The organism is Kitasatospora sp. McL0602 (assembly GCF_052076145.1).
Classification (GTDB): domain Bacteria; phylum Actinomycetota; class Actinomycetes; order Streptomycetales; family Streptomycetaceae; genus Kitasatospora.
Window position 1 is genome coordinate 3934810 of the sequence record NZ_CP197246.1, and the last position, 14291, is coordinate 3949100.

14 protein-coding genes and 1 pseudogene are annotated in these 14291 nt (G+C 72.2%); 6 read left to right on the forward strand and 9 right to left on the reverse strand.

What is annotated here, in order from left to right:
* Window position 1 precedes the first annotated feature (1 nt).
* Window positions 2-457, forward strand: coding sequence for an SRPBCC family protein (locus tag ACR68M_RS17965; RefSeq protein ID WP_441245107.1), 456 nt, complete (start codon window positions 2-4; stop codon window positions 455-457).
* 6 nt (window positions 458-463) lie between these two features.
* A complete protein-coding gene (locus tag ACR68M_RS17970; protein ID WP_441245108.1) occupies window positions 464-793 on the forward strand; it encodes a TcmI family type II polyketide cyclase in 330 nt (109 codons plus the stop codon).
* Window positions 794-873: 80 nt separating this feature from the next.
* Here ACR68M_RS17970 and ACR68M_RS17975 read toward each other — a convergent pair whose 3' ends face one another.
* From ACR68M_RS17975 to ACR68M_RS17995, 5 genes are all read right to left on the reverse strand, one after another.
* A complete protein-coding gene (locus tag ACR68M_RS17975) occupies window positions 874-1932 on the reverse strand; it encodes a methyltransferase (protein ID WP_441245109.1) in 1059 nt (352 codons plus the stop codon).
* A 26-nt stretch (window positions 1933-1958) separates the two neighbouring features.
* On the reverse strand, window positions 1959-3065 hold the full coding sequence (locus ACR68M_RS17980; RefSeq protein ID WP_441245110.1) for a right-handed parallel beta-helix repeat-containing protein: 1107 nt from the start codon (window positions 3063-3065) through the stop codon (window positions 1959-1961).
* A 157-nt stretch (window positions 3066-3222) separates the two neighbouring features.
* Window positions 3223-4539 carry a hypothetical protein gene (locus tag ACR68M_RS17985; protein ID WP_441245111.1) on the reverse strand — a complete coding sequence of 439 codons (1317 nt, stop codon included), beginning with the start codon at window positions 4537-4539 and terminating at the stop codon, window positions 3223-3225.
* Between the two features lie 58 nt (window positions 4540-4597).
* Window positions 4598-5146, reverse strand: a complete 549-nt coding sequence (locus ACR68M_RS17990) for a SigE family RNA polymerase sigma factor (RefSeq protein WP_441245112.1) — start codon at window positions 5144-5146, stop codon at window positions 4598-4600.
* 119 nt (window positions 5147-5265) lie between these two features.
* Window positions 5266-6807, reverse strand: a complete 1542-nt coding sequence (locus tag ACR68M_RS17995; protein ID WP_441245113.1) for an alpha/beta hydrolase — start codon at window positions 6805-6807, stop codon at window positions 5266-5268.
* 301 nt (window positions 6808-7108) lie between these two features.
* Between ACR68M_RS17995 and ACR68M_RS18000 the strand changes: the two genes are divergently transcribed.
* Complete coding sequence (locus ACR68M_RS18000) at window positions 7109-8479, forward strand: FAD-binding oxidoreductase (RefSeq protein WP_441245114.1); 1371 nt, start codon at window positions 7109-7111, stop codon at window positions 8477-8479.
* 46 nt (window positions 8480-8525) lie between these two features.
* On the opposite strand, the gene ACR68M_RS18005 is transcribed toward ACR68M_RS18000, so the two are convergent.
* The 3 genes and pseudogenes from ACR68M_RS18005 to ACR68M_RS18015 form a co-directional block, all read right to left on the reverse strand.
* Window positions 8526-8900 carry a hypothetical protein gene (locus ACR68M_RS18005; protein WP_441251810.1) on the reverse strand — a complete coding sequence of 125 codons (375 nt, stop codon included), beginning with the start codon at window positions 8898-8900 and terminating at the stop codon, window positions 8526-8528.
* Between the two features lie 166 nt (window positions 8901-9066).
* Window positions 9067-9885: pseudogene (locus ACR68M_RS18010) on the reverse strand (MFS transporter); the annotation flags it as partial.
* A complete protein-coding gene (locus tag ACR68M_RS18015; protein ID WP_441245115.1) occupies window positions 9885-11138 on the reverse strand; it encodes an aminotransferase class V-fold PLP-dependent enzyme in 1254 nt (417 codons plus the stop codon). The pseudogene ACR68M_RS18010 and the gene ACR68M_RS18015, both read right to left, overlap by 1 nt.
* On the opposite strand from ACR68M_RS18015, the gene ACR68M_RS18020 reads away from it, so the two are divergent.
* Window positions 11137-12594 carry a PLP-dependent aminotransferase family protein gene (locus ACR68M_RS18020; RefSeq protein WP_441245116.1) on the forward strand — a complete coding sequence of 486 codons (1458 nt, stop codon included), beginning with the start codon at window positions 11137-11139 and terminating at the stop codon, window positions 12592-12594. The genes ACR68M_RS18015 and ACR68M_RS18020 overlap by 2 nt on opposite strands.
* 40 nt (window positions 12595-12634) lie before the next feature.
* Here the strand turns inward: ACR68M_RS18020 and ACR68M_RS18025 are convergent, their stop codons facing one another.
* Window positions 12635-13060 (reverse strand): ArsI/CadI family heavy metal resistance metalloenzyme, encoded by a 426-nt coding sequence (locus ACR68M_RS18025; RefSeq protein WP_441245117.1) that lies wholly within the window; start codon window positions 13058-13060, stop codon window positions 12635-12637.
* A gap of 86 nt (window positions 13061-13146) precedes the next feature.
* Between ACR68M_RS18025 and ACR68M_RS18030 the strand changes: the two genes are divergently transcribed.
* Window positions 13147-13539, forward strand: coding sequence for an ArsR/SmtB family transcription factor (locus tag ACR68M_RS18030; protein WP_441245118.1), 393 nt, complete (start codon window positions 13147-13149; stop codon window positions 13537-13539).
* Window positions 13536-14282 carry an aquaporin gene (locus ACR68M_RS18035; RefSeq protein WP_441245119.1) on the forward strand — a complete coding sequence of 249 codons (747 nt, stop codon included), beginning with the start codon at window positions 13536-13538 and terminating at the stop codon, window positions 14280-14282. The genes ACR68M_RS18030 and ACR68M_RS18035 overlap by 4 nt, the downstream gene beginning before the upstream one ends.
* Window positions 14283-14291 lie beyond the last annotated feature (9 nt).

Consider the following 14291-nt stretch of genomic DNA (forward strand, 5'->3'; position numbering starts at 1 on the left):
GATGCCCGGCCACACCGACAACGAGATCGTCATCGCCGCTCCGCTGGACCTGGTCTGGGACATCACCAACGACCTGGAGAACTGGCCGCAGCTCTTCAGCGAGTACGCCGCCGTGGAGGTGCTCGACCGCGACGGCACCCGCACGACCTTCCGGCTCACCATGCACCCCGACGAGAACGGCACCGTCTGGAGCTGGGTCTCCGAGCGGGAGACCGACCGCGACGCGCTCGCCGTGCGGGCCCGGCGGGTCGAGCCGGGGCCGTTCGAGTTCATGGACATCCGCTGGGAGTACGCCGAGGTGCCCGACGGCACCCGGATGCGCTGGATCCAGGACTTCGCCATGAAGCCCACCGCGCCGGTCGACGACGAGGGCATGACCAACCACATCAACCGCAACTCCCGGACGCAGCTGGCGCTCATCCGGGACAAGGTCGAGAAGCAGGCCGGAAAGGACTGAACTGCCGTGCACCGCGCCCTGATCGTCGCCCGGATGAAGCCCGGGTCGGCCACCGACATCGCGAGGGTCTTCGAGACCTCGGACCGCGGCGAACTGCCGCAGCTGATCGGTGTGACCGGCCGGAGCCTCTTCCAGTTCGGCGACCTCTATCTGCACCTCATCGAGGCCGACCGCCAACCCGGCCCCGCCGTCTCGAAGTTGACCGGACACCCGGAGTTCCGCGAGGTGAGCGAACGGCTCACCTCGTACGTGGAGGCCTACGACCCCGCGACCTGGCGCGAGCCCAAGGACGCGATGGCCCGTGAGTTCTACCGCTGGGAGCGACCGGGAGCCTGACCTGGTCAACTGATCATCCAGAAGGGGCGCGGAGATCTCTCCGCGCCCCTTCTGGATCTCAGTTGTTCAGGCGATGTTGTTCAGGTCACCGTGGCCTCGAAGGCGTGCAGGTACGGGTTGACCGGTCGGACGGTGTCGACCCGGAGCCCGGCGGCGGTCAGCAGGGTGAGCAGGCTCTCCCTGGAGTGCTTGGCGCCGCCCACGTTGAGCAGCAGGAGCAGGTCCATCGCGGTGGTGAAGCGCATCGAGGGGCTGTCGTCGACGAGGTTCTCGACCACCACGACCCGGGCGCCGGGGCGGGCCGCGGCGACCACGCCCAGCAGGGTGCGGCGGGTGCTGTCGTCGTCCCACTCCAGGATGTTCTTGATGATGTAGAGATCGGCCTGCACCGGGATGCCGGCCCGGCAGTCACCGGCCACCAGCCGGGCCCGGCCAGCGAGTTCGCCTCCCGGGCGGAGCCGTGGGTCGGCGTGGGCGATCACCTGCGGCAAGTCGAGCAGCGTGCCGTGCACGGCCGGGTACTTCTCCAGGAGGCTGGCCAGGACGTGCCCCTGGCCGCCGCCGATGTCGGCGACGGTGCTGACTCCGGTGAGGTCCAGGAAGCCGGCGAGATCGGTGGCCGACTGCCGGGAGGAGTGCGTCATGGCCTTGTCGAAGACCTGGGCGGACTCCCCGGCGTCGTCGTGCAGGTAGTCGAAGAACTCCTTGCCGTAGAGGTCGGGGAAGATGTTCCGGCCGGTGCGGACGGCGTCGTCGAGCCGGGGCCACGCCTGCCACGTCCACGGCTCGGTGCACCAGAGCGCGATGTAGCGCAGGCTGTCCGGCGCGTCCTCGCGGAGCTGGCGCGACATGTCGGTGTGGGCGTAGCTGTCGTCGGCGGTCTCGGTGAAGACGCCGTAGCAGGACAGGGCGCGCAGCAGGCGGCGCAGCGGCCTGGGTTCGACCCCGACGGCCTTGGCCAACTCGTCGACGCTCATGGGGTGTTCGCCCAGTGCATCGGCGATGCGCAGGGAGGCGGCCGCACGGACGGCGGCTGCGCAGGCTGCGCCGAAGACCAACTCGCGCAGGCGCATGGAGGATTGGGGTGTGGTGGGTGTGGTTGGGGCTGTGGTGCTGGTGCTGGTGTTGGTGGTGGGCATGGCCACCTCTCTTGTGCGGGAGGGGTTCAGCAGCGGCCGGCGGGCTCGGAGACGCCGCAGGTGTTGCCGGTGAAGGTGTTGCCGGGGCCGGTGTCGCGGTCCGCGAGGTCGGCCGGGCCGTTGCGCAGGGCGACGTTGTCGCGGACGGTGATCCGCGCGTTCGGGGTGCCGACCAGGCTGTGGAAGAGGACGATGCCGCCGGACATCGGCGAGGGGCCGGCGTTGTCCTCGACGCGGTTCTCGGTGACGAGGCTGTCCTCGGCGCCGGTCAGCAGGATGCCGGTGCCCTGGATCAGGCCGAGCCGGGGGTTGGGCGGGCAGTACTTGTTGTTCCCGGTCACCGTGTTGCGGCGTACGGTCAGCGCGCCGGCCCGGGGGGTGTTCTCGTCGCCGATGACGAAGACGCCGCCGCAGTTGCCCGAGATCGTGTTGTGCTCGACGGTTAGCTCACGGGCTCGGCGGATCACCACGCCGAGCCGGTTGCCGCTGAGCCGGTTGTCGCTGACCAGGGCGCCTTGGGTGTCGATCGCGCCACCCTCCTCGTTCGCGGCGTTGGCGAGGAAGACCCCGGCCTGGCCGTTGTCGCGGGCGTCGTTGTCCTGCACCACCGACCGGACGGACTTCTCCTGGCTGATGCCCTGCTGCCCGTTGGCCAGGGCGAGCACGCCGTGCACATGGAGGCCGTCCGTCCCCGAGGCGTTGATGCCGTTCTTCAGGAAGCCCTGGACGGTCAGCGACACGATGCTGACGCCCGCCACGGGGTGCTCGGGCGTGCCGGTGACGCACAGTCCGTGACCGGCGGCGGCGCAGTCGGCGGCGCCGGTGGGCGGTTGGGTGGATGGCGGGGCGGCCTGGTCGGGCGGGGTCAGTACGGTGTCCTGGCCGAGCCCCTGGAGGGTCAGGTGCGAGGTGGTGATCTGCACGCTCTCCCGGTAGGTGCCCGGGAGGATCAGGACGCCGTCGCCCGGCTGGGCGGAGTCGACTGCGGCCTGGATCGACTCGCCCGGGTGGACGAGGTGCCAGCTCGTCCCTCGGTCGGGGGGTGCTGCGGCGACGGCCGGGGGCGCCGCACCCAGACAGGTGAGGAGAGCGACTGCGGCGCACGGGAGGAGACGGGGTGGACGTGTCGGCATCGGGGTGTGGCCTGCCTTCCAGGATTCCTGCGGAGCCGGTGGGCGCGCGGTGGCACCGGCTCGAAGTTAAGAGGAATCAGGGAAGGCTGCCACTCAAGGTAGTCGTCTGGATGCCTTGTGTGAGGGGGCTGGGGAGCTGGAGCGCTGGCGTGCCGGGTCAGTGGTCTGCGGGCAGCACCCACGTCGGGCTGGTGGCGATCGCCTTCAGCTGGTCCAGCGTCAGCGCGGGCTGCGGCCGGGAGGCGGCGAGGCGGGGGCTCGGGCCGTTGAGGGCCGCGATGACGACCCGGGTGCCGTCCGGGCGGAGCACGTCGACGCTGCGGCGGACCAGGCCGGTGCCGCCCTTGCCGCCGCTGTCGGCGTTCGGGTCGACGGCGATCTTGGTGCCGTCGGGCAGAGTGGTGGCGTGGGCGTAGGTGGGGTCGGGCGGCTGCTGGCTGCCGTCGGCGGTTTGCATGTGCGTGCGCCAGTCCTGCACGTTGATCTCGACGAGGCTCCGGCCGTGGCCGTCGTCCACGGTGAAGTTCGCGAAGCCGTCCTGCCCGCTGGGGTCGGTCTCGGTCAGCCCGGCGGGCAGCAGGGCGGCGGCGGTGCTCAGGATCTGGATCTTCGTGGGCTCCGCCGGGCGCTGCCCGGTGTGCGTCGGCGGCTGCGGGACGGCTGCGAGCAGTGCGTTCCACGACGGGTCGCTGACCAGGGCGCTGAGCTGCGGGAAGTCGAGCGGGGGCGTCGCCCGGCTGACGGACGCGCCCTTGTCCTGGGCCGCGTTCCACTCGGTGAGCTCGATCCGCCGGCCGTCCTTTCCGGTCAGGGTGGCCGTCCAGGCCTTGGTGGACGTCCGCAGGTCCGGGTACTCGTAGCCCTTGAGCAGGACCAGCGCCGAGCCGTCGGCCAGGCTGCTGGCCTGGCAGTCGTCGTACGGGATGTACGCCTTGGACGGGCAGGCGGCGTTGCCGTCGGAGAGTGAGGCGCCTCGGGAGAGGCTGAGGGAGAGGGCGGCCTTGCCGTGGCCGTCGTCGAAGACGGCACTCGCGAAGTTGGCGGTCATGGCGGCCATCTCGGGCGACTTGTTGCCGGTGTCGGTGAGCTGTCCGGCGGGCAGCAGCGCCTTGAGGGCCGCGAAGACCTGACCGGGGGCCAGCCCTCGGGCGGCCGCCTGGGTGGCTGAAGGGCTGGGCTTGGTCGGGGTCGGGCTCGGGGTCGAGGTGGGGCCGGTCACGAGCGCTGTTGACGGGCCGCTCGCGGCCGGGGCGCCGGCGCCGATGACCAGGACGCTGCCCGCGCCGATCAGGGCCAGCGCCGTGACGCCCCCGGCGATGCCGGTCGCCCGGCGGCGGCGCAGTCGACGGCCCTCGGCGACGACCTCGTCCAGCCGGGGCGTGGCGGGCGGACGGAAGGCCTCGCCGGTCTGGGAGAAGGCATCGGAGAGGACGTCGTCGAAGGCGGTTCGGTCCTGGTGCGGGTCGGCCGGCATGGCGGGGCACCGTCTCTCTGTACGGAGGGGCTGTGGGAGGGGAGGCGTGCGGGTGGCGTCAGCCGAGGAGGGCGAGTTCGTGCTCGCCGAGCAGCTCGCGCAGGCGGCCCAGCGCGCGGGTGCTGCGGGTGCGGACGGCGCCGGGGCTGGAGCGGACCAGCTCGGCCGTCTCCTCGATGCTGCGGTCCTCCCAGTAGCGCAGGACGAGCACCGCCCTGTCCTTGGGGGGCAGCAGGGCGAGGCCCTGGAGCAGGGCCACCCGAAGGTCGTTATCGGCTGTCCGGCCGGGGAGGTCGGGCAGTTCGCCGCTCGGCCGCTCGGTGTTGCTCAGCCGCCGCTTGTGCGAGAGGAACTGGCGGACGAGCACGCTGTGCGCGTACGCGACGGGGTTGTCGATCCGCTTGCCCAGCGAGAGCCCCGGCAGCCAACTGGTCCGGCGCCAGACGGCGTACATCCGGCTCAGGGTCTCCTGCACCAGATCCTCGGCGAGGTAGGTGTCGCCGCCGGTGAGCAGGCAGGCCGAGCGGTAGAGCTGGCCGTGACGCCCCGTCGCGAACGCGAGGAACTCGGCCTCGTCGCCGCCGGTTGTGGCACTGCTGCGGAACATCCCCACCCCTTGCTCGTACACCCTGACGGGTCAAGGACGCGGCGAAGGGGTGCCGATGTTACACACCACTTTGGGTCGGGTGCCTGCCCTGGTGTCGCCGGCGCGCCCAGGACTCGCCTTCATCCACGGTGCGGGGCGCTGGGGGTGAGTGGCGGTGCGGGCGGGCAGAAGGTGTCCTGTGTGGGGCGGTGGCCGGTGAGCAGGAAGTCGGTGACCAGTACGTCGCCGCAGGCGTTGCCGTTGGCTGCGTACGCGTCGTGGCCGCCCGAGTCGACGGTGATCATCCGGGCCCGGTCGCCGAAGGCCTGGCGCAGGCGCAGGGCCTTGGCGTACGGGGTGGCCGGGTCGCGGAGGTTCTGCACCAGTACGACGTTCGCCGGGCCGTCGGGGGTGACTCGGACCGGGGGCTCGGCCGGGCGGTACGGCCAGAACGCGCACGGCATGATGTTGGCGGGCATGCCGGCCGTCAGCGGGTGTGCGGCCCGGTCGGCTGCGGCGGTGCGGGCGTAGTCGCCCGGTGCGCTGGGCCAGCTGACGTCGTTGCAGAGCGTCCCGACCGAGACGGCGATGCTGTTCTGCACGGCCTGGTCGGGAGGAGTGACTGCGGCGGGCAGCGGGCGGAGACCCTCGGCGGCGAGCATCAGCCGGGCCAGCCCGGGGAACTGGGCGTCGGCGTAGAGGCTGTTCAACATCGTCTGGCGCAGCACGTTGCCGTCGAGCACGTCCGGGTTCGCGCCCGGCCACGGTATCGGCTGTTGATCCAGCCGGGCGGCGAGATCGAGGTAGAGCTTGCGGACGGCCTGGGGGTCATCGGCCACCCGGTCCGGATTGCCGGGGGCCGACGCCCAGGCCGCGAAATCCGGGAAGCGGTCCTCCGCGCCGGTCGCGTAGGCGGCCAGCCAGCCACGGCCGACCCGGCTCGGGTCCGGGTCGTCGTTGCTGTCCAGCACGATCCGGTCGGTGTGCTGGGGGAACATCGTGGCGTAGACGGCCCCGGCGTAGGTGCCGTACGACACGCCCCAGGCGGCGAGCCTGCGCTCGCCGAGGGCCTGGCGGATGCGGTCGATGTCGCGCGCCTCGTTGGCGGTGCTGATGCTGCGCAGCACCGGGCCTCCGTTACGGGCGCAGGTCTCGGCTATCTGGCGGGCCGTGGCGGTGTTGGCGGTGATCGAGCCGTCGGCGGCGGGCCAGGGGAGCAGCCTCGACTGGGACAGGAGCTCGTGCGGCAGCCCGCAGTCGACCGGGGTGGACCTGCCGACCCCGCGCGGGTCGAAGCCGATCACGTCGTACCTGTCGAGCACAGACTTCGGTAGTTGCTTGGCGGCCTTGCTCGGGCCGTTCACCCCCGAGCCGCCCGGCCCACCGGGGATCATCAGCAGTGCGCCCCGGCGCTGCTGCGAGCCGGCGGCGATCCGGGACACCGCCAGGCTGATCGCGGGCCCGCCCGGATCGCCGTAGTCCAGCGGCACGGTGAGGGTGGCGCACTGCTGGCGGGGATCGAGGCCGGAGCCCGCGCAGCTGCCCCAGGCGAGCGGGGCCGGCCGGGGCGCGGCCACCGCGCTCGGGGCAGCCACCGCGCTCGGGGCGGCCAGGCCGAGGAGGGTGGTGGAGAGGACGGCTGTGGCGGTGAGGAGCACTGCTGTGTGCTGGAGAGTTCGCATGCCCTGAGTCTTCTCCGTCGTCACTTCCCAACCAATCGTGGTACCCCGTCAATCCGAGGTGGTGCTACCCCTACTGATGTTCAATCAGATCCGGACGCAGGGCTCCGGTGGGCGCGAGGGTCCGTCCGCGCGGGGGACCGGCAGGGCCGGCGGACTGCCCGGCCGGGCCCGTGGATCGCCTGGGCTGCTCGGGGCGCCGTGCAGGCGTAGCGTAGGAAGAAGCCGACCTTGGGGCGGCGTCGACATGCGTATGCCGCGTTCCGGCCGACCGAGGGGGTCCGCACGGCTGTTGGAGTACGCGATGGGCAGACCGACGATGGACGAACTGGCGAGCCAGGTGCACGGAGCGGTGATCACTCCGGGTGATGGCGCCTACGACGAGGCCCGCCGGGTCTACAACGGGATGATCGACCGGAAACCTGCGGCCGTCGTGCACTGCGCGAACGCGGGCGACGTGTTGGCGACGGTCGCCTTCGCCCGGGAGAGCGGGCTCGATCTGGCCGTACGAGGCGGCTCGCACAGCGTTCCCGGGTACGGGACGTGCGAGGGCGGCGTGGTGGCGGATCTGTCCGGGATGCGCGGGGTCAGGGTGGACCCGGCCGGGCGGACGGCGCGGGTCGAGGGCGGGGCAACGCTCGCCGACCTCGATGCGGCGACCCATGCCTTCGGGCTGGCGGTGACCGGCGGGGTCATCTCCACGACCGGGGTCGGCGGGCTGACGCTCGGCGGCGGCTTCGGCCACCTGGCCCGTGGTCTCGGTCTGACCTGCGACAACCTGCTCTCGGCCGACGTGGTGACGGCTGACGGCCGGTTGTTGGTCGCCAGCGCGGACGAGCACCCCGACCTGTTCTGGGCTCTGCGCGGTGGCGGTGGCAACTTCGGCGCGGTGACCTCCTTCGAGTATCGACTCAGCCCGCTGTCTCAGGTCCATGTCGGGCTCTTCTTCCACGAGTTGGAGCACACGGAGGCGGTGCTGCGGCACTACCGCGAGTACATCGCGACGGCGCCCGAGCAGCTCGGAGCCTTCCCGGCCTTCCAGATCGCGCCCCCGCTGCCGTTCATCCCGGAGAACCGGCACGGCGACACCTTCATCCTCGAAGTGCTGTGCTGGTCCGGGCCGTTGGAGCAGGGCGAACAGGCCATCCAGCCCTTCCGGGACGCGGCGCCGGTGGCGTTCGAGTTCGCCGGGACCATGCCGTATCCGGCCCTCCAGGGGATGTTCGACGCGCTGCTGCCGCCGGGGCTCCAGCACTACTGGAAGGCCGCATTCGCGACCGAACTCACCGATGCGGCGATCGCCGCGCACGCGGTCCACGGCCCCAAGGTGCCGACCGTCAACGCGACTTGCCACATCTATCCGATCAACGGTGCCTGCCACCGGGTGTCCCCGGACGCAACCGCGTTCTCCTACCGCGACGCGAACTTCGCGACGGTCATCGCCGGCATGTGGCCCGACCCGGCCGACAACGCCGCGAACACCGCCTGGGTGCGGGAGTACTACGCGGCGCTCGCTCCGGAGTCCTTGCCCGGTGGCTACGTGAACTTCATGGGCGCCGACGACCAGGGACGCGTTACCGACAACTACCGGGACAACTACGCCCGGTTGGTCGAGGCCAAGCGCGCCTACGACCCGGGCAACCTGTTCCACCTCAACCACAACATCCAGCCGTGAGCCGACCGGGCTCCGCCACGTGCGGAGCCCGTCAGCGGCGTGCGGCTCACGGCTTCGACGGCGTCCGGGCGCCCTGGAACGGGCCTCGTTCCCGGGCCTTGGTCCCGGCCTTGGCCTCGGCCTCCCCGGGTGGGGCCGTCGGCAGCGAGTGCAGTCGGCTGACCGGCGAGACGACCAGGCCGACGACCACCACGGCCGAGCCGATCGCGGCGACGGTCAGTGCCTCCCGGGCGCCGATCCGGTCGGCGAGGAGCCCGGCGGTGAGACCGCCGAGCGCGCCGCCGCCGAAGAGCAGCGTCCGGAACGCGGCCGTCATCCGGCCCATCATCGACTGCGGCGTGAGGGCCTGGCGCAGGCTGACGATGATCACGCCCGCCACGCCCAGGCCGAGATAGGTGATGAAGAAGGACAGCACGAACATCGCGATCATCACCGGCCGTGGGCCGCCGGCCAGCGCGATCAGGCTGGGCCCGAGCAGCAGGGCGGACTGGGCGATCAGGTAGGTGCGGCCGAGCGGGAAGCGCGCGATGACCCGAGATCACCGCGCCGATCAACCCGCCCACCGAGGCGGTCGCGAAGATCCCGCCCAGGGTGGCCGAGTCGAGGCGCAGGTCGTGGGTGCAGTGGAGCAGGAACATCGTCCACACCGTGACCATCGAGAAGTTGCAGCAGAACCCGACCAGTGCGAGCGCCCGCAGTACGGCGTTCCGCATCACCCAGCCCAGGCCGTCCCGGAGTTCGCGCAGCAGGTGGCGTTCGGCCGTCGGCTCGGGGCGGGGCTCGCGGGTGCGGATGAGCAGCAGCGAGACGACCGACACCGCGTACGAGCAGGCGTCCACGACCAGGGCCACCGGCGCGGTGAGCGTCGACACCAGGACGCCCGCGAGTCCGGGCCCGGCCACGTCGGCGGCGGAGGAGCTGATGCCCATCTTGGCCCCGGCCTCGACGTAGTGCTCGGGGCTTCGCACCAGCACCGGTACGTACGACATCCAGCTCACGTCGAAGACGACGGAGGCGATGCCGACCGCGCAGGCGATCACCAGCAGCGTGGTGAGGTCGAGTGCGTCCCGCCAGTAGAGCAGCGGGACGAGCCCGAGCAGCACCAGCCGCACCAGGTTGGCGGCCAGCATGACGGGCCGTCGCCGCACCCGGTCGGTCCAGACCCCGATCAGCAGGGCGAGCCCGAGGTAGGGGACGAGCTGCAGGAAGCGCAGCAGCCCGACCTGTGCGTCGGTTGCGCCGAAGGCGCGGATGGCGGTCAGCGGCAGGGCGAGGTTGGTGACCTGGGTGCCGAGCAGTGACACCGTCTCGCCGAGCCAGAACCGGAGGAAGTCCCCGTTGCGCAAAAGGCTTTGGGGCGCGGTGACGGGAGCCTCGGCGTCGTCGGCGGTGGTGACCGGTTGCATCAGGAACCCACCGTCGTACGGCCGCCGCTGGCAGCCAACTCCGCTACAGCAGAGGCGACTTCGTCGACCTCTTCCTCGGTGTTGTAGTAGTGCGGCGACAGGCGCAGGCACCACTCGACGTCCTTGTCCGCGAAGTCGAACTGCGCGAACTCCCGGAAGCTCAGCGCCGAGTTGATCCGCCGCGCGTCCAGTGCCGCCTTGAACGGCTGTGGTTGCCAGTCGTCGATCGCGAAGGTGACCAGTGCGGCGGGCGCCGGGCCACCGTCCAGCAGGCACACGCCGGGGACGGTGGCCAGCCGTTCGCGCAGCCGCCCCGCCAGGGCGGGGGTGCGACGGGAGATCGGCTCCAGCCCGACCCGCAGGGCGTAGCGGACGGCGGTCGCGCATCCGAGGACGGTCGCGTACGGGAACTCCCACTCCTCGAACCGGGCTGCGGTGTCGACCGGCCGGTAGCTGCCGGGGGCCGTCCAGCGGGCGCCGTGCATGTCGATGAAGAGCGGCTCGTACCCCTCGCCCAGTACCCGGTCGGAGACGTAGAGGAAGCCCGAACCCCTGGGCCCGCGAAGGAACTTGCGACAGGTCGCGGTGAGCAGGTCGCACCCGATCTCCGCCACGTCGAGCGGGTACTGGCCGGCCGACTGGCAGGCGTCGACCAGGTAGAGCAGGTCCAGCTCCCGGCAGTGCCGGCCGATCTCGGCGATCGGCTGCACCAGGCCGGAGTTGGTGGGCACGTGGGTGACGGCGACCAGGCGGGGGCGGCGGGCGCGCATCAGCGCGGCCATCGCCGCCACGTCGACGCCGCTGCCGTCCGGGTGGTCGGGGGCGTGCACGATCTCGATGCCATGGCGCTTGCGCAGGGCGAGGAAGGCGATCTGGTTGGAGATGAAGTCGTTGCGGGTGGTGAGCACGACATCGCCGGGGTTGAAGTCGATCGCGGACAGGGCCTTGGTGTAGGCGTGGGTGGCGCTGCCCGCGAAGGCGATGTTGCCGGGCCGGGTGTTGAGGAGTGCGGCGGTCGCGGCGTAGAAGTCGGCGACCTCCTCGGAGCGGGCCGCAGCGGCTTCGTAGCCGCCGATGGTGGCCTCCAGGAGCAGGTGGTCGAGCATCGCCCCCAGCATCGGGCGGGTCGGCAGCCCGCAGCCGGCGTTGTTGAAGTGGATCACCGAGTCGCAGCCCGGGGTGTCGGCCCGCAGGGCGGCGAGGTCGAGGAGCGGTTCCGACTCCGAGGGAAAAGCGCTATCGTCTATCTTCATGTCCGACAGTAGCAGTACTGAGGTGCTGGTGGCACTGCTCCGCGCGCAGATCGCCGGGCTCGCCGTCGGCGAACGACTGCCCAGCAGCCGTGACCTGATCGCCCGTCACGGCGTCGGCCCGGTCACCGTCTCCCGTGCGATCGCCCAGCTCGCCGCCGAGGGCGCCGTCGTCACCCGACCCGGCAGCGGCACGTACGTGGCCCGCCGCCCCCGCCGCGCCGACGAGGCCCCGGACACCTCCTGGCAGGCGGTCGCCCTGAGCGGCCGCGATCACGACCCGGCCGCCGACGCCGACGAGACCGACGGCCAGTCAGGCGCACTGCCCCCAGGCGTGATCGCCCTCTCCGGCGGCTACCTGCACGAGAACCTCCAGCCCACCCGGGCCCTCGGTGCGGCGCTCGCCCGCGCCGCCCGCCGTCCGGACGCCTGGCACCGGGCCCCGGCCACCGGGCTGGCGCCGCTGCGCGCGATCTTCGCCCGCCAGGCCGGCAGCGGGGTGAGCCCCGAGGACGTGCTCGTCACGGGCGGCGGCCAGGGCGCTCTCTCCATGCTGTTCCGGGCGGTCGCCGTCCCCGGAAGCCCCGTCCTGGTCGAGTCGCCCACCTACCCCGGCGCACTCGCCGCCGCGCGCGCCGCCGGGCTGCGCCCCGTACCCGTCCCGATGGACGACGACGGCATCCGGCCCGACCTGCTCGCCGACGCCTTCGCCATGACCGGGGCCCGGCTGCTCTACTGCCAGCCGACCTTCCACAACCCCACCGGCACCGTGCTCGCGCCCGACCGGCGCCGCCAGGTCGTCGACATCGCCCGCGCCGCCGGGGCGTTCGTCATCGAGGACGACTTCGCCCGCCACCTCGGCCACGGCGGTTCGGTGCCGCGCCCGCTGGTCGCCGACGACCGGGACGGCACCGTCGTCCACCTGACCTCGCTCACCAAACCGGCTTCGCCCAGCCTGCGGATCGGTGCGCTGATCGCCCGTGGCCCGGTGATGCGGCGGCTGCAGGGCATGCGGCGGGTCGACGACTTCTTCGTCGCCCGGCCCTTGCAGGAGGCGGCCGTCGAACTCGTCAGCACCCCGGCCTGGGACCGTCACCTACGCGCCCTCTCCGCCGCCTTGCGCGACCGGTGCGCCACGCTGGCCGACGCGCTGGAGCGCGAACTGCCCGGCTGGACGCCCGTACGGCTGCCGGGCGGCGGCCTGCACCTCTGGCTCCGACTGCCTGCCGTCCCCGCCGACGCGGCACTCGCCGGCACGGTGCTGACCGACTCGGCGTTCGCGGACGCGGCGCGGGCTCAAGGGGTGGCCGTCAACGCGGGCCGCCGCTACTTCCCGGCCGAGGCGCCGAACACCCACGTCCGGCTGGGCTTCGCGGCCGCAGCGGACACCGCCGAACTGACCGAGGCCGCGCGCCGCCTCGCCGCCGCCGCCCGCTCCCTGGGCTACTCGGGCGGCTGACCCGGCGTCCGTACGCTCGGTCCGTACGCCCCGCCCGTGGTCAGCTGCCGCAGCAGGCGTCGCCGTCGCCGTCGGTTGCGGCGCTCTTGCCGAGGGTCTCGGCGTCGGCCTTGACGACGTAGACCTCCCAGGGCTCCTTGCCGGGGCCGGTGACCCAGACCTTGTCCTGGAGGGCGTAGCAGCAGGAGGTGTCGTTCTCCTCGAAGGTGGCCAGGCCCGCGTCCTTGAGGCGGTCGGTGGTGGCGGTGACGTCCTCGGTGGTGGCGACCTCGACGCCGAGGTGGTCCAGGCGGGTGTCCTCGCCCGGTCGGCCTTCGAGGAGGACGAGCTTGAGCGGGGGTTCGGCGATGGCGAAGTTGGCGTAGCCGGGGCGGCGCTTGGCGGGCTCGGCACCGAACAGCTTGGAGTAGAAGGCGATCGAGCCTTCGAGATCGGCGACGCGAAGGGCGAGCTGGACGCGGGACATGGCGGTCTCCCCTGATCGGGCGTATATCGACAGCTGTCGATATGGCCGAGGTTGCCACTCGCATAGATGGCTGTCAACATAGATGTATGTCGAATCTGGAACTGCGGGTGCTCGGCCAGGACGAGGCGGTGGCATGCTGCTCGCCGATGGTCCGCGAGCCGCTGGGTGAAGAGGCCGCCGTCGACCTGGCGAAGATGTTCAAGGCGCTCTCGGACCCGGTGCGGCTGCGGCTGCTGTCGCTGATCGCCTCGCACGAGGGCGGCGAGGCGTGCGTCTGCGACCTCACCGGCCCGTTCGACGTGTCCCAGCCGACGATCTCGCACCACCTGAAGGTGCTGCGCGAAGCTGGCCTGGTCGGCTCCGAGCGACGGGGCACCTGGGTCTACTACTGGGTGCTGCCCGCAGCCCTGGCCCGCCTGTCGGCGCTGCTGGAGACCCCGGCGGCCTCGGCTCCGGCCACCCTCGGGGGCTCCAGATGACCGACCTCGCTCCCTTGGGCCGCCGCGCGGCCGTCGAGTTCGTCGGGACGGCCGCGCTGGTCGCGGTCGTGGTCGGCTCGGGCATCCAAGCCACCGAGCTCTCCCACGACGTCGGCGTGCAGCTGCTGGCCAACTCACTGGCCACGGTCTTCGGCCTCGGCGTACTGATCGCCCTGCTCGGCCCGGTCTCCGGCGCCCACTTCAACCCCGCCGTCACCCTCGCCGCCTGGTGGACCGGTCGGCGTGGCGGCGACGGCCCCGGTCTCCGCGAGGTCGCCGCGTACGTCCCCTCCCAGATCGCCGGTGCGATCGGCGGCTCGGTGCTGGCGGACGCGATGTTCGCCGAGCCGCTGGTACGCCTGTCGGCCCACGAGCGGTCTGCCTCGCATCTCTGGCTCGCCGAGGTCGTGGCGACCGCAGGCCTGATCCTGCTGATCTTCGGGCTTGCCCGGACCGGCCGCGCGCACTTCGCCCCGGTCGCGGTCGCCTCCTACATCGGTGCGGCCTACTGGTTCACGTCCTCCACCAGCTTCGCCAACCCGGCGGTGACCATCGGCCGGACCTTCACCGACACCTTCGCCGGGATCGCCCCCGGCTCGGTGCTGCCCTTCGTCGGCGCCCAGCTCGTCGGCGCGGCCGTCGGCATCGGCCTGGTCGCGGTGTGCTTCGGTCGCTCGGCGCCGTCCGGCGACGTCGTCGTGGTCCCGCACGGCGAGCACCACCTCGCCACCTCCGGTCACTGACCCGCTGCT

What these genes read in the sequence shown, in the direction of transcription:
- ACR68M_RS17975 (WP_441245109.1), bottom strand. Translation starts at nt 1,932, where the DNA reads ATGCCCACCACCAACACCAGCACCAGCACCACAGCCCCAACCACACCC.
- ACR68M_RS17985 (WP_441245111.1), bottom strand. Translation starts at nt 4,539, where the DNA reads ATGCCGGCCGACCCGCACCAGGACCGAACCGCCTTCGACGACGTCCTC.
- ACR68M_RS18000 (WP_441245114.1), top strand. Translation starts at nt 7,109, where the DNA reads ATGGGCAGACCGACGATGGACGAACTGGCGAGCCAGGTGCACGGAGCG.
- ACR68M_RS17980 (WP_441245110.1), bottom strand. Translation starts at nt 3,065, where the DNA reads ATGCCGACACGTCCACCCCGTCTCCTCCCGTGCGCCGCAGTCGCTCTC.
- ACR68M_RS18020 (WP_441245116.1), top strand. Translation starts at nt 11,137, where the DNA reads ATGTCCGACAGTAGCAGTACTGAGGTGCTGGTGGCACTGCTCCGCGCG.
- ACR68M_RS18005 (WP_441251810.1), bottom strand. Translation starts at nt 8,900, where the DNA reads ATGTTCGTGCTGTCCTTCTTCATCACCTATCTCGGCCTGGGCGTGGCG.
- ACR68M_RS17965 (WP_441245107.1), top strand. Translation starts at nt 2, where the DNA reads ATGCCCGGCCACACCGACAACGAGATCGTCATCGCCGCTCCGCTGGAC.
- ACR68M_RS18035 (WP_441245119.1), top strand. Translation starts at nt 13,536, where the DNA reads ATGACCGACCTCGCTCCCTTGGGCCGCCGCGCGGCCGTCGAGTTCGTC.
- ACR68M_RS17990 (WP_441245112.1), bottom strand. Translation starts at nt 5,146, where the DNA reads ATGTTCCGCAGCAGTGCCACAACCGGCGGCGACGAGGCCGAGTTCCTC.
- ACR68M_RS18015 (WP_441245115.1), bottom strand. Translation starts at nt 11,138, where the DNA reads ATGAAGATAGACGATAGCGCTTTTCCCTCGGAGTCGGAACCGCTCCTC.
- ACR68M_RS17995 (WP_441245113.1), bottom strand. Translation starts at nt 6,807, where the DNA reads ATGCGAACTCTCCAGCACACAGCAGTGCTCCTCACCGCCACAGCCGTC.
- ACR68M_RS18025 (WP_441245117.1), bottom strand. Translation starts at nt 13,060, where the DNA reads ATGTCCCGCGTCCAGCTCGCCCTTCGCGTCGCCGATCTCGAAGGCTCG.
- ACR68M_RS18030 (WP_441245118.1), top strand. Translation starts at nt 13,147, where the DNA reads ATGTCGAATCTGGAACTGCGGGTGCTCGGCCAGGACGAGGCGGTGGCA.